At 68.1% G+C, this 25,668-nt stretch carries 40 protein-coding genes and 1 pseudogene; 40 read left to right on the top strand and 1 reads right to left on the bottom strand.

The window, feature by feature from the left end:
* The first annotated feature begins 32 nt into the window (after positions 1 to 32).
* The 36 genes and pseudogenes from ACF1AG_RS31195 to truA all read left to right on the top strand — a co-directional run bounded on the left by ACF1AG_RS31195 (position 33) and on the right by truA (position 20,374).
* Entirely contained in the window at positions 33 to 488 is a 456-nt protein-coding gene (locus ACF1AG_RS31195; RefSeq protein ID WP_345576415.1) for a hypothetical protein, read from the top strand.
* Positions 489 to 509: 21 nt separating this feature from the next.
* Positions 510 to 614: pseudogene (locus ACF1AG_RS31190) on the top strand (DUF397 domain-containing protein); the annotation flags it as partial.
* 200 nt (positions 615 to 814) lie between these two features.
* Positions 815 to 1,210, top strand: a complete 396-nt coding sequence (locus tag ACF1AG_RS31185) for a hypothetical protein (RefSeq protein WP_391810756.1) — start codon at positions 815 to 817, stop codon at positions 1,208 to 1,210.
* 8 nt (positions 1,211 to 1,218) lie between these two features.
* Positions 1,219 to 1,362: a YwqJ-related putative deaminase gene (locus tag ACF1AG_RS31180; protein WP_359599740.1), complete on the top strand. Its 144-nt coding sequence runs from the start codon at positions 1,219 to 1,221 to the stop codon at positions 1,360 to 1,362.
* Positions 1,363 to 2,373: an SUKH-3 domain-containing protein gene (locus ACF1AG_RS31175; protein ID WP_391810755.1), complete on the top strand. Its 1,011-nt coding sequence runs from the start codon at positions 1,363 to 1,365 to the stop codon at positions 2,371 to 2,373.
* 390 nt (positions 2,374 to 2,763) lie between these two features.
* Complete coding sequence (rpsJ, locus tag ACF1AG_RS31170; protein ID WP_003948644.1) at positions 2,764 to 3,072, top strand: 30S ribosomal protein S10; 309 nt, start codon at positions 2,764 to 2,766, stop codon at positions 3,070 to 3,072.
* A gap of 18 nt (positions 3,073 to 3,090) precedes the next feature.
* Positions 3,091 to 3,735, top strand: a complete 645-nt coding sequence (gene rplC / locus ACF1AG_RS31165) for a 50S ribosomal protein L3 (RefSeq protein ID WP_093767507.1) — start codon at positions 3,091 to 3,093, stop codon at positions 3,733 to 3,735.
* An 8-nt stretch (positions 3,736 to 3,743) separates the two neighbouring features.
* Positions 3,744 to 4,403, top strand: a complete 660-nt coding sequence (gene rplD, locus ACF1AG_RS31160) for a 50S ribosomal protein L4 (RefSeq protein WP_359599677.1) — start codon at positions 3,744 to 3,746, stop codon at positions 4,401 to 4,403.
* Positions 4,403 to 4,822 carry a 50S ribosomal protein L23 gene (gene rplW, locus ACF1AG_RS31155; protein ID WP_006130779.1) on the top strand — a complete coding sequence of 140 codons (420 nt, stop codon included), beginning with the start codon at positions 4,403 to 4,405 and terminating at the stop codon, positions 4,820 to 4,822. The genes rplD and rplW overlap by 1 nt, the downstream gene beginning before the upstream one ends.
* 50 nt (positions 4,823 to 4,872) lie before the next feature.
* Positions 4,873 to 5,709 (top strand): 50S ribosomal protein L2, encoded by an 837-nt coding sequence (gene rplB, locus ACF1AG_RS31150; protein ID WP_033272458.1) that lies wholly within the window; start codon positions 4,873 to 4,875, stop codon positions 5,707 to 5,709.
* Between the two features lie 12 nt (positions 5,710 to 5,721).
* Complete coding sequence (rpsS, locus tag ACF1AG_RS31145; RefSeq protein WP_031076666.1) at positions 5,722 to 6,003, top strand: 30S ribosomal protein S19; 282 nt, start codon at positions 5,722 to 5,724, stop codon at positions 6,001 to 6,003.
* Between the two features lie 44 nt (positions 6,004 to 6,047).
* Positions 6,048 to 6,395, top strand: a complete 348-nt coding sequence (gene rplV, locus ACF1AG_RS31140) for a 50S ribosomal protein L22 (RefSeq protein ID WP_006130776.1) — start codon at positions 6,048 to 6,050, stop codon at positions 6,393 to 6,395.
* On the top strand, positions 6,395 to 7,222 hold the full coding sequence (gene rpsC / locus ACF1AG_RS31135) for a 30S ribosomal protein S3 (protein WP_004927271.1): 828 nt from the start codon (positions 6,395 to 6,397) through the stop codon (positions 7,220 to 7,222). Before rplV ends, rpsC begins: the two co-directional genes overlap by 1 nt.
* 5 nt (positions 7,223 to 7,227) lie before the next feature.
* The gene (rplP, locus tag ACF1AG_RS31130) at positions 7,228 to 7,647 is read left to right on the top strand and encodes a 50S ribosomal protein L16 (RefSeq protein ID WP_004984526.1); all 420 of its coding nucleotides are present in this window, start codon (positions 7,228 to 7,230) and stop codon (positions 7,645 to 7,647) included.
* On the top strand, positions 7,647 to 7,871 hold the full coding sequence (rpmC, locus tag ACF1AG_RS31125; protein WP_003974259.1) for a 50S ribosomal protein L29: 225 nt from the start codon (positions 7,647 to 7,649) through the stop codon (positions 7,869 to 7,871). The genes rplP and rpmC overlap by 1 nt, the downstream gene beginning before the upstream one ends.
* A complete protein-coding gene (gene rpsQ, locus ACF1AG_RS31120) occupies positions 7,868 to 8,155 on the top strand; it encodes a 30S ribosomal protein S17 (RefSeq protein WP_019526950.1) in 288 nt (95 codons plus the stop codon). Before rpmC ends, rpsQ begins: the two co-directional genes overlap by 4 nt.
* A 130-nt stretch (positions 8,156 to 8,285) precedes the next feature.
* Positions 8,286 to 8,654 (top strand): 50S ribosomal protein L14, encoded by a 369-nt coding sequence (rplN, locus tag ACF1AG_RS31115; protein WP_003998823.1) that lies wholly within the window; start codon positions 8,286 to 8,288, stop codon positions 8,652 to 8,654.
* A 2-nt stretch (positions 8,655 to 8,656) separates the two neighbouring features.
* Positions 8,657 to 8,980 (top strand): 50S ribosomal protein L24, encoded by a 324-nt coding sequence (gene rplX, locus ACF1AG_RS31110; RefSeq protein WP_003992365.1) that lies wholly within the window; start codon positions 8,657 to 8,659, stop codon positions 8,978 to 8,980.
* On the top strand, positions 8,980 to 9,537 hold the full coding sequence (rplE, locus tag ACF1AG_RS31105) for a 50S ribosomal protein L5 (RefSeq protein ID WP_006130773.1): 558 nt from the start codon (positions 8,980 to 8,982) through the stop codon (positions 9,535 to 9,537). The genes rplX and rplE overlap by 1 nt, the downstream gene beginning before the upstream one ends.
* Before the next feature lie 5 nt (positions 9,538 to 9,542).
* Entirely contained in the window at positions 9,543 to 9,728 is a 186-nt protein-coding gene (locus ACF1AG_RS31100; RefSeq protein WP_003948630.1) for a type Z 30S ribosomal protein S14, read from the top strand.
* 211 nt (positions 9,729 to 9,939) lie between these two features.
* A complete protein-coding gene (rpsH, locus tag ACF1AG_RS31095) occupies positions 9,940 to 10,338 on the top strand; it encodes a 30S ribosomal protein S8 (protein WP_024883204.1) in 399 nt (132 codons plus the stop codon).
* Between the two features lie 24 nt (positions 10,339 to 10,362).
* The gene (rplF, locus tag ACF1AG_RS31090) at positions 10,363 to 10,902 is read left to right on the top strand and encodes a 50S ribosomal protein L6 (RefSeq protein WP_024883205.1); all 540 of its coding nucleotides are present in this window, start codon (positions 10,363 to 10,365) and stop codon (positions 10,900 to 10,902) included.
* A gap of 3 nt (positions 10,903 to 10,905) precedes the next feature.
* Positions 10,906 to 11,289 (top strand): 50S ribosomal protein L18, encoded by a 384-nt coding sequence (gene rplR / locus ACF1AG_RS31085; protein ID WP_004927235.1) that lies wholly within the window; start codon positions 10,906 to 10,908, stop codon positions 11,287 to 11,289.
* A gap of 41 nt (positions 11,290 to 11,330) precedes the next feature.
* Positions 11,331 to 11,936 carry a 30S ribosomal protein S5 gene (rpsE, locus tag ACF1AG_RS31080; protein ID WP_004927232.1) on the top strand — a complete coding sequence of 202 codons (606 nt, stop codon included), beginning with the start codon at positions 11,331 to 11,333 and terminating at the stop codon, positions 11,934 to 11,936.
* A 2-nt stretch (positions 11,937 to 11,938) separates the two neighbouring features.
* The gene (gene rpmD, locus ACF1AG_RS31075) at positions 11,939 to 12,121 is read left to right on the top strand and encodes a 50S ribosomal protein L30 (protein WP_003974250.1); all 183 of its coding nucleotides are present in this window, start codon (positions 11,939 to 11,941) and stop codon (positions 12,119 to 12,121) included.
* A gap of 2 nt (positions 12,122 to 12,123) precedes the next feature.
* Positions 12,124 to 12,579 (top strand): 50S ribosomal protein L15, encoded by a 456-nt coding sequence (gene rplO / locus ACF1AG_RS31070; protein ID WP_024883206.1) that lies wholly within the window; start codon positions 12,124 to 12,126, stop codon positions 12,577 to 12,579.
* Positions 12,580 to 12,822: 243 nt separating this feature from the next.
* Positions 12,823 to 14,136 (top strand): preprotein translocase subunit SecY, encoded by a 1,314-nt coding sequence (secY, locus tag ACF1AG_RS31065; protein WP_359599675.1) that lies wholly within the window; start codon positions 12,823 to 12,825, stop codon positions 14,134 to 14,136.
* Positions 14,136 to 14,789: an adenylate kinase gene (locus tag ACF1AG_RS31060; RefSeq protein ID WP_359599673.1), complete on the top strand. Its 654-nt coding sequence runs from the start codon at positions 14,136 to 14,138 to the stop codon at positions 14,787 to 14,789. The genes secY and ACF1AG_RS31060 overlap by 1 nt, the downstream gene beginning before the upstream one ends.
* A gap of 157 nt (positions 14,790 to 14,946) precedes the next feature.
* Positions 14,947 to 15,783, top strand: a complete 837-nt coding sequence (gene map / locus ACF1AG_RS31055; RefSeq protein WP_359599672.1) for a type I methionyl aminopeptidase — start codon at positions 14,947 to 14,949, stop codon at positions 15,781 to 15,783.
* Positions 15,784 to 16,017: 234 nt separating this feature from the next.
* Entirely contained in the window at positions 16,018 to 16,239 is a 222-nt protein-coding gene (gene infA, locus ACF1AG_RS31050; protein WP_004927214.1) for a translation initiation factor IF-1, read from the top strand.
* A gap of 59 nt (positions 16,240 to 16,298) precedes the next feature.
* Positions 16,299 to 16,412: a 50S ribosomal protein L36 gene (gene rpmJ, locus ACF1AG_RS31045; protein WP_003974245.1), complete on the top strand. Its 114-nt coding sequence runs from the start codon at positions 16,299 to 16,301 to the stop codon at positions 16,410 to 16,412.
* A 192-nt stretch (positions 16,413 to 16,604) separates the two neighbouring features.
* The gene (gene rpsM / locus ACF1AG_RS31040) at positions 16,605 to 16,985 is read left to right on the top strand and encodes a 30S ribosomal protein S13 (RefSeq protein WP_004984507.1); all 381 of its coding nucleotides are present in this window, start codon (positions 16,605 to 16,607) and stop codon (positions 16,983 to 16,985) included.
* A 64-nt stretch (positions 16,986 to 17,049) separates the two neighbouring features.
* Entirely contained in the window at positions 17,050 to 17,454 is a 405-nt protein-coding gene (rpsK, locus tag ACF1AG_RS31035; protein ID WP_003956432.1) for a 30S ribosomal protein S11, read from the top strand.
* Between the two features lie 245 nt (positions 17,455 to 17,699).
* On the top strand, positions 17,700 to 18,722 hold the full coding sequence (locus tag ACF1AG_RS31030; RefSeq protein ID WP_003966937.1) for a DNA-directed RNA polymerase subunit alpha: 1,023 nt from the start codon (positions 17,700 to 17,702) through the stop codon (positions 18,720 to 18,722).
* A gap of 171 nt (positions 18,723 to 18,893) precedes the next feature.
* A complete protein-coding gene (gene rplQ / locus ACF1AG_RS31025) occupies positions 18,894 to 19,391 on the top strand; it encodes a 50S ribosomal protein L17 (RefSeq protein ID WP_359599670.1) in 498 nt (165 codons plus the stop codon).
* A gap of 152 nt (positions 19,392 to 19,543) precedes the next feature.
* Positions 19,544 to 20,374: a tRNA pseudouridine(38-40) synthase TruA gene (truA, locus tag ACF1AG_RS31020; protein WP_359599739.1), complete on the top strand. Its 831-nt coding sequence runs from the start codon at positions 19,544 to 19,546 to the stop codon at positions 20,372 to 20,374.
* Positions 20,375 to 20,393: 19 nt separating this feature from the next.
* Here the strand turns inward: truA and ACF1AG_RS31015 are convergent, their stop codons facing one another.
* A complete protein-coding gene (locus ACF1AG_RS31015; protein WP_359599668.1) occupies positions 20,394 to 21,278 on the bottom strand; it encodes a hypothetical protein in 885 nt (294 codons plus the stop codon).
* Between the two features lie 74 nt (positions 21,279 to 21,352).
* Here ACF1AG_RS31015 and ACF1AG_RS31010 point away from each other — a divergent pair, with 74 nt between their 5' ends.
* From ACF1AG_RS31010 to glmM, 4 genes are all read left to right on the top strand, one after another.
* Positions 21,353 to 22,567 (top strand): glycosyltransferase family 87 protein, encoded by a 1,215-nt coding sequence (locus tag ACF1AG_RS31010; protein WP_391810754.1) that lies wholly within the window; start codon positions 21,353 to 21,355, stop codon positions 22,565 to 22,567.
* Between the two features lie 243 nt (positions 22,568 to 22,810).
* On the top strand, positions 22,811 to 23,254 hold the full coding sequence (gene rplM, locus ACF1AG_RS31005; protein WP_019526965.1) for a 50S ribosomal protein L13: 444 nt from the start codon (positions 22,811 to 22,813) through the stop codon (positions 23,252 to 23,254).
* Positions 23,255 to 23,296: 42 nt separating this feature from the next.
* Entirely contained in the window at positions 23,297 to 23,809 is a 513-nt protein-coding gene (gene rpsI / locus ACF1AG_RS31000; RefSeq protein WP_048458032.1) for a 30S ribosomal protein S9, read from the top strand.
* 360 nt (positions 23,810 to 24,169) lie between these two features.
* Positions 24,170 to 25,528, top strand: coding sequence for a phosphoglucosamine mutase (glmM, locus tag ACF1AG_RS30995; RefSeq protein WP_359599665.1), 1,359 nt, complete (start codon positions 24,170 to 24,172; stop codon positions 25,526 to 25,528).
* The last annotated feature ends 140 nt before the right edge of the window (positions 25,529 to 25,668 follow it).

The raw sequence follows: 25,668 nt of genomic DNA, 5'->3' as shown, positions 1-25,668 counted from the left end.
ACGTGTTCTGGGCCGCCCCGTGGAGCAGGTCCGTGTGGGACGCTTTGTCGCCGTCCGTTCTGGAAGCGATCGCCCGGTGCGACGCGGAACGGCTGCAGGTGGAGAGGTCGCGAGTCGCGCCGCACATCAGGGAGAAGATGACGGTGCCCGCGTACTCGGTGGCGGACCGGTTCGCGTCCTGGGAGCGTCTGATCCGCCGACTGGAACCCGGCTGGGACGGCGACGACTTCTACCCCATCAGCGCTTATGACAACGACCTCGATTCCAGGGACGCGCTGGACCAGGTGATGCGTGCGTTGCCCGAGGAGGCCAACGAGGGCCCGCTGGGGCAACTGCTTGCTCGGCTCGACACACGCTTCAGAGCCGCCACCGTCCCGGACCCGGAGCTTTCGCTCCGCCCGTGGGTACGCCCGACGATGGAGAGGCCGGAAGAGGAACTCGGCGAGTGGTGGAAGCGCAAGCCGGTCCGCGTCCCCTGGCCCGAATGATCGCCAGAACCGCACGCGCCCCCCACCACCGTCCACGTGCGTGACTCCAAGAACGCATCCGGCCCGCGACTCACGCTCACGCCCGGGGCGTGGGCTGACTTCGTGGCCTACGCGTCCCGTGGCTGACTCCACGACGCACCACGCACCCCACGCGAGGCCGGAGCCTTGCGTGGGGTGTTCCACATCGGCGTCGGATCAGCCGGCGTCCTCGATGATGTCGAGCGGCGGGAGGTGCCGGACGATCTCGACGGTCGCGGAGGCTGACCGTCACACCGTGATCCGGAAGCCGGGGCGGAGACCGCGCATCCGGGGACGCGGTCCGTCTGGTGGGCCAGCTGTCGCAGAGTGTTGTCCATGGCGTTGCCGACGAGCCAGCAATCCCAGGGCACGGCCGGATCGCGGAAGCGATCGTCGGACATCACCGCTTCCGCGTAGCTGCTGATCTGGCTGAAGTCCGCCATGCCGAGAACGACGCCGGGGCGTTTCAGTTCGACGACCAGGTGATGGCGTGCCCCCTTCCGGTGCCCCGCGGCGCGGAACAGCATGAGATCGACCCGGCCGGGCCGCCCGTCCGCGCGCAGGACGGGCCCCGGCGCTGGATCGTCGCGGCCGAGCAGCCGACAGTGCTGGACGAGTACTTCGTGGAGGCTGCGGTCACTGACGTGCAGTGCGTACACCTCGCCGAAGACCCAGCAGCCGTCCTTCAGGACGCGGAGCGGTGAGGAAGTCGATGCGATCGGTTACTCGTCCCTGCGGGACGATGGCGGCCGTGAAGGTACGTGCGGAGGGCAATCCGGTGCACGGAACACCGAAGGCGCCGTGCCCGTCCTGTGCTCATGTGCTGGATCAACTGGGAGTTCGGGCGGTGGTATGAGTGGACGACGACCTGACACGCGGGTGGTCGCGGCAGACCGGGGACGTGCTGCGCCGTGCGGGCTGGCAGCCCGGCCGTGCTGTGCCCACGGGGACCTGGAAGTCGGTACTGGGCGAGCGAGGGGCATTCGTGCTCCATGGCGCCGCCGAGGCCTTCCTCGCCGAGTTCGGCGGCCTTGTCACGTACGGCTGGCCGGCCGACTCGATCACCACCGCGTCGGCGGTTCGGTTCGACCCCCTGCAGGCCGCGTGGCAGGGGGAGCGCTTCGCCGAGGCCTGCCGGGAAGCGGAAACGTCGTTGTGTCCGGTCGGCACCGCGGACCGGGGAGCAAGCCTCCTCGGCATCAGCGAGGACGGTGTGCTCCACCTCGTGCGGGAGAGCGCGGAACCGATGGGGACGACCATCGATCAGGCGCTGGACCGCTTGGTGGAGACACAGCGGGCGCAGTCCGGCCTCTGGTCACCTGATGAGGCGGCGCAGGAGCACCCCTTCTGGCGGCACTACCGTGCCGGGCACGCCGGTCCGGACACCGAGTCGCGCTGGCCTGAGGAGACGGGACGTGTACTGAGGGCGGCGGGCTGGTTCCCGGGCCGGGAAGTGGCCACGGACACGTGGGAGAGCATTCTCCTGCACACCGGTGAGTTCGAGTTGCACGACGCCGCCCGCCGCTTCCTCGCCGAGTTCGGTGCCCTGGACGTCCCTCACCGGGACCCCGCGGACTCGATGCCGTGGATGGAGTTCTCGCTCGACCCGCTCACGGCGATGTGGGACGCCGAGATCATCGACGACCTCGCCGAACAGGCGGGTACCGAGCTCTACCCCATCGGCACCCGCGACCGCGGCAACCAGTACCTCGCCATGGCGGAGGACGGCGCCGTCTACGCGGGTATGGACCACGTCCACCTGCTGGCCCTCACCCCCGACGAAGCCCTGTGCAGGCTCATCTCGCGGATCCGCCCGGAGGCCACTCCCCGACCGCCCGGAGCCGGGGCGCGCCCCCGCAGGGTTTGACCGCGACCCCCGTCGGGGTACTCTCTTCCGCCCGATTGGCCAGCCCGCCGCCCTCTGTGGCAGACTGGCCGAGTTGCTCGGTCGAGTGTTGATGCTGCGCGCCTCCCGCCGGGAGGACCGGAAGCGAGTCCCACAGTACTCGTCGCCCCTGATCAGGGGCGGACGTACGGGAATCTTCCGGGAAGTGTGGTGCGGCGCCGGCCAGGCGCCCGGTGGGCCTTTCGCCCCCGGTCCGCGGTTCTGGTAGGGCCGTGTCAATCCCGCAGGGATGTTCGAACAAGGGACATCTGTGTCAGCGGGAGTGCGACACGCCCGACCGCGTGGGTCGGAGGTGAGGGGAAGCCGCTCCGGGTTCCAGAGCGTAATGAGAGACAGGACTACGAAGTAGCCATGGCGGGACAGAAGATCCGCATCCGGCTCAAGGCCTACGACCACGAGGTCATCGACTCTTCGGCGAAGAAGATCGTCGAGACGGTGACTCGCACTGGTGCGTCGGTCGCGGGCCCGGTGCCGCTGCCCACTGAGAAGAACGTGTACTGCGTCATCAAGTCGCCGCACAAGTACAAGGACTCGCGCGAGCACTTCGAGATGCGCACGCACAAGCGCCTGATCGACATCCTCGACCCGACCCCCAAGACCGTTGACTCTCTGATGCGACTCGACCTCCCGGCCGGTGTCGACATCGAGATCAAGCTCTGAGGCCGGTGATCTGAAGAGATGGCAAAGCAGATCAAGGGCATCCTGGGCGAGAAGCTCGGCATGACGCAGGTGTGGGACGCGAACAACCGCGTCGTCCCGGTCACCGTCGTCAAGGCCGGCCCCAATGTCGTCACCCAGGTCCGCACGAACGACGTCGACGGCTACGAGTCCGTCCAGATCGCCTTCGGCGAGATCGACCCGCGCAAGGTGAACAAGCCCCTCAAGGGTCACTTCGCCAAGGCCGACGTCACCCCCCGTCGTCACCTCGTCGAGATCCGCACGTCGGACGCCTCCGAGTACACGCTGGGCCAGGAGATCACCGCTGAGGTGTTCGAGTCCGGCGTGAAGGTCGACGTGACCGGCAAGAGCAAGGGCAAGGGCTTCGCCGGTGTCATGAAGCGTCACAACTTCAAGGGCCTCGGCGCCGGTCACGGCACCCAGCGCAAGCACCGCTCGCCCGGTTCCATCGGCGGCTGCGCCACCCCGGGCCGTGTGTTCAAGGGCCTCCGTATGGCGGGTCGCATGGGCAACGAGCGGGTCACCACCCAGAACCTGACCGTCCACGCCGTTGACGCGGAGAAGGGTCTGCTGCTCATCAAGGGCGCGGTTCCCGGTCCGAACGGCGGCCTCGTCCTGGTCCGCACCGCGGCCAAGGGGGCCTGAGGTAACCGATGAGCACTGTTGACATCCTTTCGCCGGCGGGCGACAAGGCCGGTACCGTCGAGCTCCCCGCGGAGATCTTCGACGTCGAGAAGGTCAGCGTTCCGCTGATCCACCAGGTCGTCGTCGCGCAGCTGGCTGCTGCCCGTCAGGGCACGCACAAGACCAAGTCCCGTGGCGAGGTCCGTGGTGGCGGCAGGAAGCCGTACCGCCAGAAGGGCACCGGCCGCGCCCGTCAGGGCTCGACCCGCGCGCCGCAGTTCGCCGGTGGTGGCGTCGTGCACGGTCCCGTGCCGCGCGACTACTCGCAGCGCACGCCCAAGAAGATGAAGGCTGCCGCTCTGCGTCACGCCCTCACCGACCGGGCGCGCCACAACCGCATCCACGTCGTCACCGGCGTGGTCGAGGGCGAGAACCCCTCCACGAAGGCCGCCAGGACGCTGTTCGGCAAGATCTCGGAGCGCAAGAACCTGCTCCTGGTCGTCGACCGCGCCGACGAGGCCGCGTGGCTGTCCGCCCGCAACCTGCCCCAGGTCCACATCCTGGAGCCGGGCCAGCTGAACACGTACGACGTTCTCGTCTCGGACGACGTGGTCTTCACCAAGGCCGCTTTCGAGTCCTTCGTCGCCGGCCCGAACAAGGCCAACGACAACGAAGGGAGCGAGGTCTGATGGCTGCCCGTCACCCCTCGATCGCCTCGAAGGCCGCCAAGGCGGCCAAGGCTGCGCGCGTCGCCAAGGCGCGTCGCCACGAGGCCGAAGGCAAGAACACCGTCGTCACCCCGGCGAGCAAGGCGTACACGGACCCCCGTGACGTCCTGCTCAAGCCGGTCGTGTCCGAGAAGAGCTACGCGCTCATCGACGAGAACAAGTACACGTTCCTCGTCGACCCGCGTGCCAACAAGACCCAGATCAAGGAGGCCGTCCAGGCGGTCTTCGAGGTCAAGGTCACCGGGGTCAACACGATCAACCGCGTCGGCAAGCGCAAGCGCACCCGCACCGGGTTCGGCCAGCGTGCCGCCACCAAGCGCGCGATCGTGACCCTCGCCGAGGGCGACCGTATCGACATCTTCGGCGGTCCGACCGCGTAAGCGGGCGGGATCGTCCAGATTTCGGAATAGCTTCCGAGGACTGAGAGACAATGGGTATCCGCAAGTACAAGCCGACGACTCCGGGCCGTCGTGGCTCCAGCGTCGCCGACTTCGTCGAGGTCACGCGGTCCACGCCGGAGAAGTCGCTGGTCCGTCCCCTGCACAGCAAGGGCGGCCGTAACAATTCCGGTCGTGTGACCGTCCGCCACCAGGGCGGTGGCCACAAGCGCGCCTACCGCGTGATCGACTTCCGTCGTCACGACAAGGACGGCGTGCCGGCGAAGGTCGCGCACATCGAGTACGACCCCAACCGCACCGCGCGCATCGCGCTCCTGCACTACGCGGACGGCGAGAAGCGCTACATCCTCGCGCCGCGTGGCCTGAACCAGGGCGACCGCGTCGAGAACGGTCCCGGGGCCGACATCAAGCCGGGCAACAACCTTGCCCTGCGCAACATCCCCGTGGGTACGACGCTGCACGCCATCGAGCTGCGTCCCGGCGGCGGCGCCAAGTTCGCCCGCTCCGCCGGCGCCTCGGTGCAGCTGCTCGCGAAGGAGGGCACCATGGCCCACCTCCGCATGCCCTCCGGCGAGATCCGCCTGGTCGACCAGCGCTGCCGCGCCACGGTCGGCGAGGTCGGCAACGCCGAGCAGAGCAACATCAACTGGGGCAAGGCGGGCCGCAAGCGGTGGCTGGGCGTCCGCCCGACCGTCCGCGGTGTCGTCATGAACCCGGTGGACCACCCGCACGGTGGTGGTGAGGGCCGGACCTCCGGTGGCCGTCACCCCGTGTCCCCCTGGGGCAAGAAGGAAGGCCGTACTCGTTCGCCCAAGAAGGCGTCGAACAAGTACATCGTCCGCCGCCGCAAGACGAACAAGAAGCGCTAAGGACGGGTTGAGATGCCTCGTAGCTTGAAGAAGGGACCCTTCGTCGACGACCACCTGATCAAGAAGGTGGACTCGCAGAACGAAGCCGGTACCAAGAACGTCATCAAGACCTGGTCCCGTCGCTCGATGATCGTCCCGGCGATGCTGGGCCACACGATCGCGGTGCACAACGGCAAGACCCACATCCCGGTGTTTGTCACCGAGTCGATGGTCGGCCACAAGCTCGGCGAGTTCTCGCCGACCCGCACCTTCCGGGGCCACGTCAAGGACGACCGGAAGTCGAAGCGCCGCTAGTCGGCGGGGTGCAATCGACCATGACAGACACTGAAGGGACAACCATGGAAGCCAGGGCCCAGGCGCGGTACATCCGCGTCACGCCCATGAAGGCCCGCCGCGTGGTGGACCTCATCCGTGGCATGGATGCCACGGAGGCTCAGGCGGTCCTGCGTTTCGCCCCGCAGGCCGCGAGCGTGCCGGTGGGCAAGGTGCTGGACAGCGCCATTGCCAACGCCGCGCACAACTACGACCACACCGATGTCGACAGCCTCTTCATTTCCGAGGCCTACGTCGACGAGGGCCCGACCCTGAAGCGGTTCCGTCCGCGCGCCCAGGGCCGCGCCTACCGGATCCGCAAGCGGACCAGCCACATCACCGTGGTCGTCAGCAGCAAGGAAGGAACCCGGTAATGGGCCAGAAGGTTAACCCGCATGGGTTCCGGCTCGGTGTCACGACCGACTTCAAGTCGCGTTGGTACGCCGACAAGCTGTACAAGGACTACGTCAAGGAAGACGTCGCCATCCGTCGGATGATGACGTCCGGCATGGAGCGCGCCGGCATCTCCAAGGTCGAGATCGAGCGCACCCGTGACCGTGTGCGTGTGGACATCCACACCGCGCGTCCGGGCATCGTGATCGGCCGCCGTGGCGCCGAGGCCGACCGCATCCGCGGCGACCTCGAGAAGCTCACCGGCAAGCAGGTCCAGCTGAACATCCTCGAGGTCAAGAACCCCGAGACCGATGCCCAGCTGGTCGCCCAGGCCGTCGCCGAGCAGCTCTCCTCCCGCGTCTCCTTCCGCCGCGCCATGCGTAAGAGCATGCAGTCGGCCATGAAGGCGGGCGCCAAGGGCATCAAGATCCAGTGCGGTGGCCGCCTCGGCGGCGCCGAGATGTCCCGCTCGGAGTTCTACCGCGAGGGCCGTGTGCCCCTGCACACCCTCCGCGCGAACGTGGACTACGGCTTCTTCGAGGCCAAGACGACCTTCGGCCGCATCGGCGTGAAGGTCTGGATCTACAAGGGCGACGTCAAGAACATCGCCGAGGTCCGCGCCGAGAACGCCGCTGCCCGCGCCGGCAACCGCCCGGCCCGTGGCGGTGCCGACCGCCCGGCCCGTGGTGGCCGCGGTGGCGAGCGTGGCGGTCGCGGTCGCAAGCCGCAGCAGGCTCCCGCTGCCGAGGCCCCCAAGGCCGAGGCTCCGGCGGCCGCTCCGGCTGAGAGCACCGGAACGGAGGCCTGACCACCATGCTGATCCCCCGTAGGGTCAAGCACCGCAAGCAGCACCACCCGAAGCGCAACGGCATGTCGAAGGGTGGCACGCAGGTTGCGTTCGGCGAGTACGGCATCCAGGCGCTCACCCCGGCGTACGTGACGAACCGCCAGATCGAAGCGGCTCGTATCGCCATGACCCGCCACATCAAGCGTGGCGGCAAGGTCTGGATCAACATCTACCCGGACCGCCCCCTCACCAAGAAGCCGGCCGAGACCCGCATGGGTTCCGGTAAGGGCTCCCCGGAGTGGTGGGTGGCCAACGTCAAGCCCGGACGCGTCATGTTCGAGCTGTCGTACCCCAACGAGAAGATCGCGCGCGAGGCCCTGACCCGTGCGGCTCACAAGCTGCCGATGAAGTGCAAGATCGTCAAGCGCGAGGCAGGTGAAGCGTGATGTCGGCCGGTACCAAGGCGTCAGAGCTGCGCGAGCTGGGCAACGAGGAGCTTCTGGCGAAGCTCCGCGAGGCCAAGGAAGAGCTGTTCAACCTCCGCTTCCAGGCGGCCACGGGTCAGCTCGAGAACCACGGTCGGCTCAAGGCCGTCCGCAAGGACATCGCGCGGATCTACACCCTGATGCGTGAGCGCGAGCTGGGCATCGAGACGGTGGAGAGCGCATGAGCGAGAACAACGTGACTGAAGAGACGAAGGCCGCCCGCGGTTTCCGTAAGACCCGTGAGGGTCTGGTCGTCAGCGACAAGATGGACAAGACCGTCGTCGTCGCCGTCGAGGACCGCGTGAAGCACGCGCTGTACGGCAAGGTCATCCGCCGTACCAACAAGCTCAAGGCGCACGACGAGCAGAACGCCGCCGGTGTCGGCGACCGCGTCCTCCTCATGGAGACCCGGCCGCTGTCCGCCACGAAGCGCTGGCGCGTCGTCGAGATCCTCGAGAAGGCCAAGTAGGTAATTCCCGCAAGGGAATTCCAAACAGTACGTTCCTGCGGGGCATTCCTCGCAGGACAGTTCCGCCAGGCTCCGGGAGCCGCTCCGCTGAGCGGCTCCCGGGGAACCGGCAGACATTCAGGAGATAGACGTGATCCAGCAGGAGTCGCGACTGCGTGTCGCCGACAACACGGGTGCGAAGGAAATCCTCTGCATCCGTGTGCTCGGTGGCTCCGGTCGCCGCTACGCGGGTATCGGTGACGTCATCGTCGCCACCGTCAAGGACGCGATCCCCGGTGGCAACGTGAAGAAGGGTGACGTCGTCAAGGCGGTCATCGTTCGCACCGTCAAGGAGCGCCGCCGTCCGGACGGCTCGTACATCCGCTTCGACGAGAACGCCGCCGTCATTCTGAAGAACGACGGCGACCCTCGCGGCACCCGTATCTTCGGCCCCGTGGGCCGTGAGCTGCGCGAGAAGAAGTTCATGAAGATCATCTCCCTCGCGCCGGAGGTGCTGTGAGCATGAAGATCAAGAAGGGCGACCTGGTCCAGGTCATCACCGGTAAGGACAAGGGCAAGCAGGGCAAGGTCATCGCGGCCTTCCCCCGCGAGGACCGCGTCCTGGTCGAGGGTGTCAACCGGGTCAAGAAGCACACGAAGGCCGGTCCGACCGCTCGCGGTTCGCAGGCCGGCGGCATCGTGACCACCGAGGCCCCGATCCACGTCTCCAACGTCCAGCTGGTCGTGGAGAAGGACGGCAACAAGGTCGTCACGCGCGTCGGTTACCGCTTCGACGACGAGGGCAACAAGATCCGCGTTGCCAAGCGGACGGGTGAGGACATCTGATGACGACCACCACCACTCCGCGTCTGAAGACGAAGTACCGCGAGGAGATCGCGGGCAAGCTGCGCGAGCAGTTCTCCTACGAGAACGTCATGCAGGTTCCCGGCCTCGTCAAGATCGTGGTCAACATGGGTGTGGGCGACGCCGCCCGCGACTCCAAGCTGATCGAGGGCGCCATCCGCGACCTCACCACGATCACCGGTCAGAAGCCGGCCGTCACCAAGGCCCGCAAGTCCATCGCGCAGTTCAAGCTGCGTGAGGGCCAGCCGATCGGTGCCCACGTCACCCTGCGTGGCGACCGCATGTGGGAGTTCCTGGACCGCACCCTGTCGCTCGCGCTGCCGCGCATCCGCGACTTCCGTGGTCTGTCCCCCAAGCAGTTCGACGGCCGGGGCAACTACACCTTCGGTCTCACGGAGCAGGTCATGTTCCACGAGATCGACCAGGACAAGATCGACCGTGTCCGGGGTATGGACATCACCGTGGTGACCACGGCGACCAACGACGAAGAGGGCCGTGCCCTTCTCCGTCACCTCGGCTTCCCGTTCAAGGAGGCGTGAGCGAGATGGCGAAGAAGGCTCTCATCGCGAAGGCTGCTCGCAAGCCCAAGTTCGGAGTGCGCGGCTACACCCGCTGCCAGCGCTGCGGCCGTCCGCACTCCGTGTACCGCAAGTTCGGCCTGTGCCGCGTGTGCCTTCGTGAGATGGCTCACCGTGGCGAGCTGCCGGGCGTGACCAAGAGCTCCTGGTAGTCCGGTAGTTCCGGACTCCCAGGGCTCTCGGTAAGCAATGGGAACGGCAGGAGCCCCGCTCCATATGGCTTAGGCTTGTGGGGTTGGGCACCTGCCGTGCCCGTACGACTTACTACGCCGTAGGTCCACCGCGCCGCACCCGTCCCGTCTCGGATCGGGGAGAGGGATGGCGCACCAGGAAACCCCGGCGAGAGAGGCCGAAGGCCAATTCATGACCATGACTGATCCGATCGCAGACATGCTTACGCGTCTGCGGAACGCGAACTCGGCGTACCACGACACCGTGGCGATGCCGCACTCGAAGATCAAGTCGCACATCGCGGAGATCCTCCAGCAGGAGGGCTTCATCACGGGCTGGAAGGTCGAGGACGCCGAGGTCGGCAAGAGCCTCGTCCTGGACCTCAAGTTCGGTCCCAACCGTGAGCGCTCCATCGCGGGCATCAAGCGGATCTCCAAGCCCGGTCTCCGGGTGTACGCGAAGTCCACCAACCTGCCGAAGGTGCTGGGCGGCCTCGGCGTGGCGATCATCTCCACGTCGCACGGGCTCCTCACCGACAAGCAGGCCGGCAAGAAGGGCGTGGGTGGGGAAGTCCTCGCCTACGTCTGGTAGCGGAAGGGAACGGAGGAAACAGCTATGTCGCGCATCGGCAAGCTCCCCATCGCGGTTCCCGCCGGCGTGGACGTCACCATCGACGGCCGTACGGTTTCGGTCAAGGGCCCCAAGGGCTCGCTGACCCACACCGTCGTGGCGCCGATCGAGATCGCCAAGGGTGAGGACGGCGTTCTGAACGTCACCCGCCCCAACGACGAGCGTCAGAACAAGGCCCTGCACGGCCTGTCCCGCACGCTGGTGGCGAACATGATCACCGGCGTGACCCAGGGTTACGTGAAGAAGCTCGAGATCAGCGGTGTCGGTTACCGCGTTGTCGCCAAGGGTTCGAACCTGGAGTTCTCCCTCGGCTACAGCCACCCGATCACGGTCGAGGCCCCCGAGGGCATCACCTTCAAGGTGGAGGCCCCCACCCGTTTCTCGGTCGAGGGCATCGACAAGCAGAAGGTCGGCGAGGTTGCGGCCAACATCCGCAAGCTGCGCAAGCCCGACCCGTACAAGGCCAAGGGCGTCAAGTACGAGGGCGAAGTCATCCGCCGCAAGGTCGGAAAGGCGGGTAAGTAAGCCATGGCATACGGGCAGAAGATCCTCAAGGGCGACGCCTACAAGCGTGCTGCTATCAAGCGTCGTCACATCCGGATCCGCAAGAAGGTCGCCGGCACCGCCGAGCGTCCTCGCCTGGTCGTGACTCGTTCCAACCGCCACATCGTGGCGCAGGTGATCGACGACCTGAAGGGTCACACCCTGGCGTCGGCGTCCACCCTGGACGCGTCCGTCCGCGGTGGCGAGGGCGACAAGTCCGCGCAGGCCAAGCAGGTCGGTGCCCTGGTCGCCGAGCGCGCCAAGGCCGCCGGTGTCGAGGCCGTCGTGTTCGACCGTGGTGGCAACCAGTACGCCGGGCGCATCGCCGCTCTGGCGGACGCCGCCCGCGAAGCCGGACTGAAGTTCTGAGCCGGTTCCGTAGCTAGCGGAAACAGAGAGAGGTAATTCCAATGGCTGGACCCCAGCGCCGCGGTGGCGGTGCCGGTGGCGGCGAGCGGCGGGACCGGAAGGGCCGTGACGGCGGCGCAGCTGCCGCCGAGAAGACCGCATACGTTGAGCGCGTCGTCGCGATCAACCGTGTCGCCAAGGTTGTGAAGGGTGGTCGTCGCTTCAGCTTCACCGCGCTGGTCGTGGTGGGCGACGGTGACGGCACCGTGGGTGTCGGATACGGCAAGGCCAAGGAGGTGCCGGCCGCCATCGCCAAGGGCGTTGAGGAGGCCAAGAAGCACTTCTTCAAGGTCCCCCGCATCCAGGGCACCATCCCGCACCCCATCCAGGGTGAGAAGGCTGCCGGCGTCGTGCTGCTCAAGCCCGCGTCGCCCGGTACCGGTGTGATCGCCGGTGGTCCGGTGCGCGCCGTGCTCGAGTGCGCCGGTATCCACGACGTGCTGTCGAAGTCGCTCGGCTCCGACAACCAGATCAACATCGTGCACGCGACCGTGGAGGCCCTCAAGGGCCTGCAGCGTCCCGAGGAGATCGCGGCCCGCCGTGGTCTGCCCCTCGAGGACGTCGCTCCCGCGGCTCTTCTCCGTGCGCGTGCCGGGGCGGGTGCGTAATCATGGCGCAGCTCAAGATTACGCAGGTCAAGTCCTACATCGGCAGCAAGCAGAACCACCGTGACACCCTGCGCTCCCTTGGTCTCAAGGGCATCAACACGCAGGTCGTCAAGGAGGATCGTCCCGAGTTCCGCGGCATGGTGCACACCGTCCGCCACCTCGTGACGGTCGAGGAGGTCGACTGATCATGGCGGAGAACAACCCGCTCAAGATCCACAACCTCCGTCCCGCCCCCGGCGCCAAGACCGCGAAGACCCGTGTCGGTCGTGGTGAGGCGTCGAAGGGTAAGACGGCCGGTCGTGGTACCAAGGGCACCAAGGCCCGTTACCAGGTTCCGGAGCGCTTCGAGGGTGGCCAGATGCCCCTCCACATGCGTCTCCCGAAGCTCAAGGGCTTCAAGAACCCGTTCAAGACCGAGTTCCAGGTCGTGAACCTGGACAAGCTCGCCTCCCTCTACCCCGAGGGCGGAGAGGTCACGGTCGAGGACCTGGTCGCCAAGGGCGCCGTGCGCAAGAACAGCCTCGTCAAGGTCCTGGGCCAGGGCGAGATCTCCGTGGCGCTGCAGGTGACGGTCGACGCCGTCTCCGGCTCCGCCAAGGAGAAGATCACCGCCGCCGGCGGTACCGTCACCGAGCTCGTCTGACTCCGTCAGGTGTCTCGATGACGTAGAGCGATCCCGACCGGGGATACCCCACAAATGGGGTATCCCCGGTTGGTCGTTCCTAGGGCGGTGGTGTCGCCGGTAAGGTGGCCTGCGCTGCCCATTCACCCCGGGAGCCCCATGCGGGGCACTCAGGGCGGCAGTTGACCGTTAAGAATTCGTCCTCAGTCGGAATCTCAGACCATCACCCTTGACGCAGTTGCGCGGGGGGTCGCAGGAGGCACCGTGCTCACCGCGTTCGCCCGGGCGTTCAAGACGCCCGACCTGCGCAAGAAGCTGCTCTTCACGCTCGGCATCATCGTGGTGTACCGCGTCGGTACGCACGTACCCATCCCGGGTGTCGACTACCGGAACGTCCAAACCTGTATCGACGCCGCCCAGGCGAACCAGGGCCTGTTCGGTCTGGTGAACATGTTCAGCGGCGGCGCGCTGCTCCAGATCACGGTCTTCGCGCTCGGCATCATGCCGTACATCACGGCGAGCATCATTCTGCAGCTGCTGACCGTGGTGATCCCGCGCCTGGAAGCCCTGAAGAAGGAGGGGCAGGCCGGCACGGCGAAGATCACGCAGTACACCCGTTATCTGACGATCGCGCTCGCCATCCTCCAGGGCACCGGCCTGGTGGCCACCGCCCGCAGCGGCGCCCTCTTCCAGGGCTGCCCGGTCGCGAGCCAGATCGTCCCCGACCAGTCGATCTTCGTCACCATCACCATGGTCATCACCATGACCGCCGGCACGGCCGCGGTCATGTGGCTCGGTGAGCTCATCACCGACCGCGGCATCGGCAACGGCATGTCGATCCTGATGTTCATCTCGATCGCCGCCACCTTCCCCTCCGCCCTGTGGGCCATCAAGGAGCAGGGCAGCCTGGCGGACGGCTGGATCGAGTTCGGCACCGTCATCGCCGTCGGCCTGGTCATGGTCGGCCTGGTCGTCTTCGTCGAGCAGGCCCAGCGCCGGATCCCCGTCCAGTACGCGAAGCGCATGATCGGCCGCCGCTCCTACGGCGGCACGTCGACCTACATCCCGCTGAAGGTCAACCAGGCCGGTGTGATCCCGGTCATCTTCGCCTCGTCGCTGCTGTACATCCCGGCACTGGTCGCGCAGTTCTCCAGCGGCACCTCGGGCTGGAAGACCTGGATCGAGGGTCACCTCGTCAGCGGTGACCACCCGATCTACGTGACGCTGTACTTCTTGCTCATCGTCTTCTTCGCGTTCTTCTACGTGGCCATCTCGTTCAACCCCGAGGAAGTCGCGGACAACATGAAGAAGTATGGTGGCTTCATCCCGGGCATCCGGGCTGGCCGACCGACCGCTGAGTACCTGAGTTACGTACTCAACCGGATCACCTGGCCGGGTTCGCTGTACTTGGGTCTGATCGCTCTCGTACCGACGATGGCGTTGGTTGGTTTCGGGGCAAACCAGAACTTCCCGTTCGGCGGGACGAGCATCCTGATCATCGTGGGTGTCGGTCTCGAGACGGTGAAGCAGATCGAGAGCCAGCTCCAGCAGCGCAATTACGAAGGGTTCCTCCGCTGATGCGAATCGTCCTCGTCGGGCCGCCGGGTGCTGGGAAGGGCACACAGGCAACCCGCCTTGCCGAGAAACTGCGCATCCCGCACATCTCCACGGGCGACCTGTTCCGCGCCAACATCAGCCGGCAGACCGAGCTGGGAAAGCTCGCCAAGTCCTACATGGACGCCGGTAACCTCGTCCCCGACGAGGTCACCATCGCCATGGCAAAGGACCGCATGTCCCAGGCGGACGCCGAGAACGGCTTCCTGCTGGACGGCTTCCCGCGCAACGTGTCGCAGGCCGAGGCGCTGGACGAGCTGCTGAAGACCGAGGGCATCAAGCTGGACGCGGTGCTCGACCTCGAGGCCCCCGAGGACGAGGTCGTGAAGCGGATCGCCGGGCGGCGCGTCTGCCGCAAGGACTCCGCGCACGTCTTTCACGTGACCTACAGCCCGCCGAAGCAGGACGGCGTCTGCGACCACTGCGGCGGCGAGCTGTACCAGCGCGACGACGACTCCGAGGAGACCGTCCGCACGCGCCTGGAGGTCTACCACACGCAGACCGAGCCGATCATCGACTACTACCGGGCCCAGGGCCTGGTCGTGACCATCTCCGCGATGGGTCCGGTCGACGAGGTCACCGGCCGGGCGCTGGAGGCGCTGAAGAGCGACCGGTAGTCCGTCCCGCCGCCTGCACAGCCGCGGTTCCCCCCCGAGGGGCCGCGGCTGTGGCGTGGGCGGGGTCCGTGCCGCCGCCCGCGCGGCACCCGGGCGGCCCGCGCCCGTATCGTTGGAAGCGTTCGTACCCTCCTGGTCCAGAAAGGCCGTCGTCCCCATGGTGCAGATCAAGAGCCCTGAGCAGATCGCCAAGATGCGCGAGGCGGGGCTGGTCGTCGCCGCCATCCACGCGGCCACCCGCGAGGCCGCGGTGCCCGGGGCGTCCACCAAGGATCTGGACGAGGTGGCCCGCAAGGTGCTCGCCGAGCACAACGCCAAGCCGAACTTCCTGGGCTACGGCGGCTTTCCCGCCACCATCTGCACCTCGGTGAACGAGGTCGTGGTCCACGGCATCCCGTCCGACGAGGTGATCCTCAAGGACGGGGACGTCATCTCCATCGACTGCGGCGCCATCATCGACGGCTGGCACGGCGACGCGGCATACACCGCCTTCGTCGGCTCCGGTCACTCCCCGGAGCTGGTCGAGCTCTCCCGGGTCACGGAGGAGTCGATGTGGGCCGGCATCGCCGCCATGAAGCAGGGCAACCGGCTGGTCGACATCTCCCGCGCGATCGAGACGTACATCCGCCGCCAGCCGAAGCCCGGCGGCGGCAAGTACGGGATCATCGAGGACTACGGCGGCCACGGCATCGGTACCGAGATGCACATGGACCCGCACCTGCTGAACTACGTCGACCGCAAGCGCGGCAAGGGCCCGAAGCTGGTGCCCGGCTTCTGTCTGGCGATCGAGCCGATGGTCTCCCTCGGCACCCCGCGCACGGAGGTCCTCTCCGACGACTGGACGGTCATCACGACCGACGGCACCTGGTCCTCCCACTGGGAGCACTCGGTCGCCCTCACCGAGCAGGGCCCGTTGGTCCTGACCGCCCCCGACGGCGGCAAGGCGAAGCTCGCGGAGATGGGCATCACGGCGGCGCCGGACCCGCTCGCCTGACGACGGTCCAAGTCCCCGCCCGCCCTCGCCCGGACGTCGGCGGCCGGGCGGCTCTCCGTCACGTCGGTGCGGACCGCTGGGTTAGGGATCTCCGCCGGAGGGCAGAATTCCTCGATTCGTGTTTCCGGGTGCGCTGACGTAGACTGACTCGTCGGCTCTGGTGCACCCGCATGTCCGCATGTGGTCACGGTGTACTCAAGAGTCGATCAAGGTAGTCGATTCGAAGGGCGAAGCGTGGCCAAGAAGCAAGGTGCCATCGAGATCGAGGGCACTGTCGTCGAGTCTCTGCCGAACGCCATGTTCAGGGTCGAGCTCCAGAACGGCCACCAGGTCCTGGCACACATCAGCGGCAAGATGCGCATGCACTACATCCGCATCCTCCCTGACGACCGGGTCGTGGTGGAGCTGTCTCCGTACGACCTCACGCGTGGCCGGATCGTCTACCGGTACAAGTAGATCTTGCCCGCTCCCCGGCCCGCCGGGGTGATGGCACTGACCCGGAGAACCTCACACCCATGAAGGTCAAGCCGAGCGTCAAGAAGATCTGCGACAAGTGCAGGGTGATCCGCCGTCACGGTCGGGTCATGGTCATCTGCGACAACCCGCGCCACAAGCAGCGCCAGGGCTGACCGCAGCACTGATCCACCCTCTGCGACTTCCGCAGACTTCGCGCGACGCGAGCAACACACGTTCATACGCAGGACCCGAGCCGCACGGCTCGACACCCCCGGCTCGGAGGCCGGGGACCCGGCCCGTACCTGGTACGGCGGGCGGGGATCCGGTCCTGTGGAAGACCTCCGACAATCAACTGGAGCCATTGAATGGCACGCGTTTCCGGTGTTGACATCCCGCGCGAAAAGCGCGTGGAGATCGCCCTCACCTACGTGTTCGGCATCGGCCGGACCCTTTCGCAGCAGACGCTGGCCGCCACCGGCGTCGACCCGAACACCCGCGTTCGCGACCTCTCCGAGGAGCAGCTCGTCGCGATCCGCGAGTACGTCGACAACAACATCAAGACCGAGGGTGACCTCCGTCGCGAGATCCAGGCCGACATCCGCCGCAAGGTCGAGATCGGTACCTACCAGGGTCTGCGTCACCGTCGCGGTCTGCCCGTCCGCGGTCAGCGCACCAGCACCAACGCGCGTACCCGCAAGGGCCCGCGTCGCGCCATCGCCGGCAAGAAGAAGCCGGGCAAGAAGTAGTCCTCAGCGGACGCTCATCCAGCGGTCTTGCTGCAGGACCGACCACCTCCCGTAGGAGTTATAGATGCCCCCCAAGGGTCGTCAGGGCGCTGCCAAGAAGGTGCGCCGCAAGGAAAAGAAGAACGTCGCTCACGGCCACGCGCACATCAAGAGCACGTTCAACAACACGATCGTCTCGATCACGGACCCGTCCGGCAACGTGATCTCCTGGGCCTCCGCCGGCCACGTCGGCTTCAAGGGCTCCCGGAAGTCCACGCCGTTCGCCGCGCAGATGGCCGCCGAGTCGGCCGCCCGCCGCGCCCAGGAGCACGGCATGCGCAAGGTCGACGTGTTCGTCAAGGGCCCGGGTTCCGGTCGTGAGACCGCCATCCGCTCCCTGCAGGCCACGGGCCTCGAGGTCGGCTCCATCCAGGACGTCACCCCGACCCCGCACAACGGCTGCCGCCCGCCGAAGCGCCGTCGCGTCTGAGGCAGCGGTCGCGCTGGTCGGCGCCCTGCTGGGGGTGCGGGGGTCGCCCTCCGCGATGTCGCAGCACGGCTGCCGACCGCCGAAGCGCCGTCGCGTCCGAGGCGCCGGTTTCCTGAGGTTCCGGGCGGTACGGCTCGCAAGGGCCGTACCGCCCGTACCCTTGCAGTACCCGCACTTCTCACCGGGTGCGGTTTCCGTCGGACGTCAAATAGCGGGCGTCCACGAAAGAAGGATCTGATCCACTCATGCTGATCGCTCAGCGTCCCTCGTTGACCGAAGAGGTCGTCGACGAATTCCGCTCCCGGTTCGTGATCGAGCCGCTGGAGCCGGGCTTCGGCTACACCCTCGGCAACTCCCTCCGCCGCACCCTCCTGTCGTCGATCCCCGGTGCCGCTGTCACCAGCATCCGCATCGACGGCGTCCTGCACGAGTTCACCACCGTGCCGGGCGTCAAGGAGGACGTCACCGACCTGATCCTCAACATCAAGCAGCTGGTCGTCTCCTCGGAGCACGACGAGCCGGTCGTCATGTACCTGCGCAAGCAGGGCCCGGGTCTGGTCACCGCCGCCGACATCGCGCCCCCGGCCGGTGTCGAGGTGCACAACCCGGACCTCGTCCTCGCCACGCTCAACGGCAAGGGCAAGCTGGAGATGGAGCTGACCGTCGAGCGCGGTCGCGGCTACGTCTCCGCCGTGCAGAACAAGCAGGTCGGCCAGGAGATCGGCCGGATCCCGGTCGACTCGATCTACAGCCCCGTGCTGAAGGTCACCTACAAGGTCGAGGCGACCCGAGTCGAGCAGCGGACCGACTTCGACAAGCTGATCGTCGACGTCGAGACCAAGCAGGCCATGCGCCCGCGTGACGCCATGGCCTCGGCCGGCAAGACCCTGGTCGAGCTGTTCGGTCTCGCCCGCGAGCTGAACATCGACGCCGAGGGCATCGACATGGGTCCGTCCCCGACGGACGCCGCTCTCGCCGCCGATCTGGCGCTGCCGATCGAGGAGCTGGAGCTCACGGTCCGGTCGTACAACTGCCTCAAGCGTGAGGGCATCCACTCCGTGGGTGAGCTCGTCGCGCGGTCCGAGGCGGACCTGCTCGACATCCGGAACTTCGGTGCGAAGTCCATCGACGAGGTCAAGGCCAAGCTGGCCGGTATGGGCCTCGCGCTGAAGGACTCGCCTCCCGGGTTCGACCCGACCGCCGCCGCGGACGCCTTCGGGGCGGACGACGACGCGGACGCGGGATTCGTGGAGACCGAGCAGTACTGAGAGCTCGGGCCTTACGGTCCGTACTCGGGTGCGGGTGCTGTGCCTGATCGCGCAGTCCCCGCGCCCCCTTCCAGGCCCCTTCGGGGGCCTGGATCTCCGACAGGCGTCCGCCTGCTCGGATACTGACTCCGGTACCTGATACGGCCGGGGCAGACACACAGGAGAGTCACTATGCCGAGGCCCACCAAGGGTGCCCGTCTGGGCGGCAGCGCCGCGCACGAGAAGCTCATGCTCGCGAACCTCGCGAAGGCGCTTTTCGAGCACGGCCGCATCACCACCACCGAGGCGAAGGCGCGCAAGCTGCGTCCCTACGCCGAGCGTCTGGTCACCAAGGCGAAGAAGGGCGACCTTCACAACCGCCGTCAGGTGCTCCAGGTGATCACGGACAAGAGCATCGTCCACACGCTCTTCACCGAGATCGGCCCGCGGTACGAGAACCGTCCCGGTGGCTACACCCGTATCACCAAGATCGGTAACCGCCGTGGCGACAACGCGCCCATGGCCGTCATCGAGCTGGTCGAGGCGCTGACGGTGCAGCAGGCCGCGGTCGGCGAGGCCGAGGCCGCGACCAAGCGTTCCGCGAAGGACGCCGAGGCTGCTGAGCCGAAGGCGGACCTGTCGAAGGACGAGGCTGCCGAGGCGCCGGCCGAGGAGTCGAAGGACGCGTAAGCGTTCTGCCGGGGGCCTGCCGATGGGCGGCCGCGGCTCCGTCGTGGTTGTTCGCGCAGTTCCCCGCGCCCCTTGAGGGTGTTGTCGGGCCCGCTTCTTTCAAAGGAGCGGGCCCGCTTCGTTGTTGGAATGGAGATGTCCGGGTGAGTGATGTGGTGCGGGTTCGGCTGGATCTTTCCTACGACGGGACCGAATTCTCCGGGTGGGCCAAGCAGGCCGGAGGGCGGCGGACCGTACAGGGGGAGATCGAGGACGCACTGCGGACCGTGACGCGGTCCGCGACGACGTACGAGCTGACCGTGGCCGGGCGGACCGACGCCGGTGTGCACGCGCGCGGTCAGGTCGCCCACGTGGACCTGCCGCGCGAGGTGTGGGCCGAGCACCGGCCGAAGCTGCTGAAGCGGCTCGCCGGGCGGCTGCCGAAGGACGTGCGGGTGTGGGCGCTCAGGGAGGCGCCGGAGGGCTTCGACGCCCGGTTCTCGGCGATCTGGCGGCGCTACGCCTACCGCGTCACCGACAACCCCGGCGGCGTCGACCCGCTGCTGCGCAACCACGTGCTGTGGCACGACTGGCCGCTCGACGTGGACGCCATGAACGAGGCCGCCCGCGGACTGCTCGGCGAGCACGACTTCGCCGCCTACTGCAAGCGGCGCGAGGGCGCGACGACCATCCGGACGCTCCAGCAGCTGAGCCTGGTCCGCGGCGACGACGGGATCATCACGGCCACCGTGCGGGCCGACGCCTTCTGCCACAACATGGTGCGCTCGCTGATCGGCGCGCTGCTGTTCGTCGGCGACGGACACCGCACGCCGGACTGGCCCGCGAAGGTCCTGGCGGCGGGCGTACGGGACTCGGCGGTCCACGTCGTACGCCCGCACGGCCTGACCCTGGAGGAGGTCGGCTACCCGGCCGACGAGCTCCTCGCGGCCCGTAGCGTCGAGGCGCGCAACAAGCGGACGCTGCCGTCGGCCGGCTGCTGCTGACGCGCTCCGGGCGGCCGGGTCAGCCGGCCGCCGCCGCCGACGCCTGGGCCTCGCCCCTGCGGCGGATCTGACGGTACGTGAACTCCTGGAGGTCGTCGCCGGTCTTGAAGACGGCCTTGTCCTTCTCCGTCACGTCCTTGCCGCCGGTGAAGCCGGCCAGCGTGAAGTAGGCGTAGCGGCCGTAGGCGTTGGTGGTGGAGCGGCAGACCGCGCCGACGCAGAAGTCCTTCACCCCGCCGCCGGACAGCGACTTGACGATGCTCTTCGCGTCCGCCTGCTGCTTGGCCTTCGTGGCCTGCGCCTCGGTCGCGAAGACCGCCACGCCGACCGTCACGGCCACGCCGTCCCGGCTGTAGGTGACGCGGATCAGCCGCGTGCACTTGTTGTCGGTGAGGACCTTGGGGAGCGTGGACTTCGCCGCGGACGCGCAGTTCTTGGTGTCCGCCGTCGGGCCCTTCTTGTAGACCGTGTCACCCATGGTCAGCTGCGTGCCCGGGAACAGGATGTCGGGGCTCAGCGGCGCCTTGTCCTTCTGGGCGCTGGCGACGAAGTCCTTCGGGTCCAGCGGGGGCGGCGCGCTCGTCGGCTCGAACGACGGGACCGTGCCGGTGGCGCTCGGCAGGTCGGAGACGCCGGGCAGTGCGGACTCGGTGCCCGGGGAGGCCTGGTTCGAGCCGCCCGCCGATACGACGGCGACCGCCACCGCGGTGCCTATCGCCACGGCGGCGAGCGCGCCGCCGCCTATGAACAGCAGGCGGCGCCGCTTGGCGCGCGCCTCGGACGCGTCGGCGAGGGCCGCCCAGTCGGGTGACCCGCCGGCGCTGCCGCCGCCGTTCCACGGCTGCTGCGAATTCGGTTTCCAGGGATCCCACTGCTGCGAGGACCCCCCCTGCCCAAAGCTCATGGGGCGCATCTTAGACGGGGCAAGGGGTGTGCTGGTCCGACTCAACGGGCCCGCGAGGCCCTAGCGTTGCGCCCATGGCGACGGGCAAAAGCGACATCTCCGGGTGGTTGGTGCGCCCCGCGGGCATCGGCTGGTGGGCCGGACTCGTGGCGGTGCTGGCCGCTCTGACGACCCATACGGTGCTGGTGACCTCGGACGGAGGCATGGACAACGGCATCGTCGTGGACGCGGCGCGCACCTGGCTGGACGGCGGATCGCCGTACGACGACGCGCATTTCCTCTATTTCCCGAGCGCGGTCGTCGCGGCCGCCCCGCAGGCGCTGCTGCCGAGGTCCGTGCTCGACGTCCTGACGCCGGTCCTGGTCGTCCTCGCACTCGTGGCGGGCTGGGTGTGCGCGCTGCTGCTGCACCGGGTTCCGCTGCGCAGCAGGCTCGCCGTCCTCGGGCTGCTCGGGCTGGCCGCCGGGTTCGCGCCGTTCGCGCAGCTGGTGCGGCTGGGCAACTGGACGGTGACGGCCGTGCTGGCGCTGCCGCTGTGCCTGCTGCTGGCGAGCCGGGGGCGGTGGGTCGCGGCGGGTGCCGTGATCGGGGTGGCGGTGGCGCTGAAGCCGCTGCTCGCGCCGATGGCGCTGCTGTTCCTGTTCGCGCGCCGGTGGGGGGCGCTCGCGCTGGTGGTGCTGGTGCCTGCGGTGTCGTCGGTGGTGGCCGCCTTCTTCCTGCCCGACCCCACCGGTTTCCTCACGCAGACCCTTCCCTTCCTCTTCACCGCCGACGACGCCTTCCTCCGGCTCTACGAGGCGGGCCCGGCGGCCGTGCTGCCCCGGCTCGGCGTCCCCGAGGCCCTGGCCCAGGCGCTGGCGGTCGCCGCCGCCGCGGTCGGCGTGGCGTGCGCCTACCGACGGTGGCGGGGGCCGGGGCCCGAGCCGCTGCGGCTGGCGGAGACCTCCGCCGGGCTGATGCTGTCCGCGTTCCTGGTGTCGCGGCCCTCCTACAACCACTACCTGCTCGTCGTGCTGCCGCTGCTGTTCGCCGGACTGCCGTACGCGGGGTCGGTGACGCGGCGGCCGTGGTTCTGGCTGGCGCTGGTTCCGCAGCTGCCGGGGGTGACCTGGCCGTGGCTGGAGTCGGGGAAGCGCCGGGCGTTCCGGGACGCGGCCACACTGTGCGTGCTGGCGGGGACGGTGGCTTACCACGCCGTCCGGGGCGCGCGGGGCGCCCGAGAGGAGGAAGGCGCCGGTCGGGAGGGGGGCGGGTGGCGCGCGGCCGCGGGGGGCGCCGTACGGCCGTAAAATGGGGCGCGCCCATGGGCGGCGGGCTCGTTTTGACCCGTCCGGCCGAGCACGGGTATTCTGCGTCTCTGTTGTGTGTAGTGGCTTACTCATTCTCACGTGAGGGGCCCTTACACCGGTCCACCGGGCCGATGACCAGCGACCAGCACGCGGTTTGCGTCACCGCTGTGCGGTCAGGGCTGTCGTGATCGTCTTCGGTGACCTTGTCAGGACCATTCACTGAAGAAGCGAAGGCTACGAACCGTGCGTACGTACAGCCCCAAGCCCGGCGATGTGACGCGCCAGTGGCACGTCATCGACGCTCAGGACGTCGTCCTGGGCCGTCTGGCCTCCACTGCCGCATCCATCCTGCGTGGCAAGCACAAGCCGATCTACGCCCCTCACGTCGACACCGGTGACTTCGTCATCATCATCAACGCCGACAAGGTGCACCTCTCCGGCAACAAGCGGACCCAGAAGATGGCGTACCGCCACTCGGGCTACCCGGGTGGTCTGCGCTCCGTCCGCTACGACGAGCTGCTTGCCAAGAACCCCGAGAAGGCCATCGAGAAGGCCGTCAAGGGCATGCTCCCCAAGAACACCCTGGGCCGTCAGATGCTCTCGAAGCTGAAGGTCTACTCGGGCGACCAGCACCCGCACGCTGCCCAGCAGCCGGTGCCGTTCGAGATCACCCAGGTCGCGCAGTAAGTCCGGCCACCCCCTAAGACCGAAGAGAATCTGAGGAGAATCGTGGCCGAGACCACTGCCGAGCAGCCGCTCGAAGAGCTTGACATCGACAGCTACACCACCGAGTCCGAGGCCCCCGTCGAGGGCGAGTACACCTCGGAGTCCATGGCGTCCCGCTTCGGTGAGCCCCAGCCGGCCGCCGGCCTGGGCCGTCGCAAGAACGCCATCGCCCGCGTCCGGATCGTCCCGGGCACCGGCAAGTGGAAGATCAACGGTCGCACCCTCGAGGACTACTTCCCGAACAAGGTGCACCAGCAGGAAGTGAACGAGCCCTTCAAGGTGCTCGAGCTCGAGGGCCGCTACGACGTCATCGCCCGCATCGCGGGTGGCGGTGTCTCCGGTCAGGCCGGTGCGCTTCGTCTCGGTGTCGCCCGTGCGCTGAACGAGGCGGACGTCGACAACAACCGCGGTGCCCTGAAGAAGGCCGGCTTCCTGCGCCGCGACGACCGTGCGGTCGAGCGGAAGAAGGCCGGTCTGAAGAAGGCCCGCAAGGCTCCGCAGTACAGCAAGCGCTAATCGCAGGGCGCTCGCGCGTACTCCGAACGCCCCGGCGGCACGCCAACGTGCTGCCGGGGCGTTCGTTTATTCACAGACGCGGGCGTATAACGGCACAAGGCGCTCAAACGCTAATGTGATCGGATGGCTCGGCGGTGGCATCGTGGTGTACGCCCGGTGAGGCCGTGGTGCGTGTTCATGCGGCTTCGGAGCTGCGGGCGCTCCGTGACCGTCGAACATCAGAAGCAATGTCGAACATCATGAGCTCAGCTTTGTCAGTGGCACAGCCGTCGGCCGTACGGGCCGGTCCAACGCCTCGGCGGGACCTTGGTGGCGGGGCCCTGGAGGGCTGCCGATACTGACGCATCCTCAGGAGGACAAGTGGGACGACTCTTCGGCACGGACGGCGTGCGCGGTGTCGCCAACGCGGATCTCACGGCGGAGATGGCGCTCGGCCTGTCCGTCGCCGCCGCGCACGTACTCGCCGAGGCGGGCACGTTCGAAGGGCACCGGCCCACCGCGGTGGTCGGGCGTGACCCGCGCGCGTCCGGGGAGTTCCTGGAGGCCGCCGTGGTCGCCGGACTCGCCAGCGCGGGCGTGGACGTCCTGCGGGTCGGCGTGCTGCCGACGCCGGCCGTCGCCCACCTCACCGGTGCGCTCGGCGCCGACCTCGGTGTGATGCTCTCCGCCAGCCACAACGCCATGCCCGACAACGGGATCAAGTTCTTCGCCCGCGGCGGGCACAAGCTCGCCGACGAACTGGAGGACCGGATCGAGGCGGTCTACGAGGAGCACCGGACCGGTGCGCCGTGGGGGCGGCCCACCGGGTCCGGGGTCGGGCGCGTGCGGGACCACGGCGAGGGCTTCGACACGTACGTCGCCCACCTGGTGGGCGTGCTGCCGAACCGGCTCGACGGGCTGAAGATCGTCCTCGACGAGGCCCACGGGGCCGCGTCGCAGGTCTCCCCCGAGGCGTTCCGGCGCGCCGGGGCCGAGGTCGTCACCATCGGCGCCGAGCCGGACGGGCTGAACATCAACGACGGGTGCGGGTCCACGCACCTCGCGCAGCTGAAGGCCGCGGTCGTCGAGCACGGGGCCGCGCTGGGCATCGCGCACGACGGGGACGCCGACCGGTGTCTCGCCGTCGACCACACGGGGGAGGAGGTCGACGGGGACCAGATCCTCGCCGTGCTGGCACTGGCCATGCGGGAGCGGTCCGCGTTGCGGTCCGACACGGTGGTCGCGACGGTGATGTCGAACCTCGGGTTCAAGCTCGCCATGGAGCGGGAGGGGATCCGTCTCGTCCAGACGGCGGTGGGGGACCGGTACGTGCTGGAGGAGATGAAGCAGCACGGGTTCGCCCTGGGCGGCGAGCAGTCCGGGCACGTGATCATCCTCGACCACGCGACGACGGGGGACGGGACGCTGACGGGGCTGCTGCTGGCGGCTCGGGTCGCGGAGAGCGGGCGGTCGCTGCGGGAGCTGGCCTCTGTGATGGAGCGGTTGCCGCAGGTGCTGATCAACGTGCCTGATGTGGACAAGTCCCGTGTGAAGACGTCGGCGGAGCTGGCGACGGCTGTCGGCGAGGCCGAGCGGGAGCTCGGTGAGACGGGGCGTGTGCTGCTGCGTCCGTCGGGGACGGAGCCTCTGGTGCGGGTGATGGTGGAGGCGGCCGACATCGACCAGGCGCGGTCGGTGGCGGGGCGGCTCGCGGATGCGGTGAAGTCGGCGCTGGGCTGAGGTTTTGTGCCTGTGGCGGTTCCTGTCCGGTGGGATGAGGGCTGACGTCTGCGGCGCGTCGTGCCGTCCGGTGGGGGCTTGGGTTTGACGCCTGCGGTGCGTCGTGCCGTCCGGTGGGGGCTTGGGTTTGACGCCTGCGG

The sequence above is a fragment of the Streptomyces sp. NPDC014764 genome, from assembly GCF_043082785.1.
Classification (GTDB): domain Bacteria; phylum Actinomycetota; class Actinomycetes; order Streptomycetales; family Streptomycetaceae; genus Streptomyces; species Streptomyces althioticus.
Note: the sequence above shows the minus strand (reverse complement) of the source record. Positions and strands in the feature narration are given on the sequence as shown.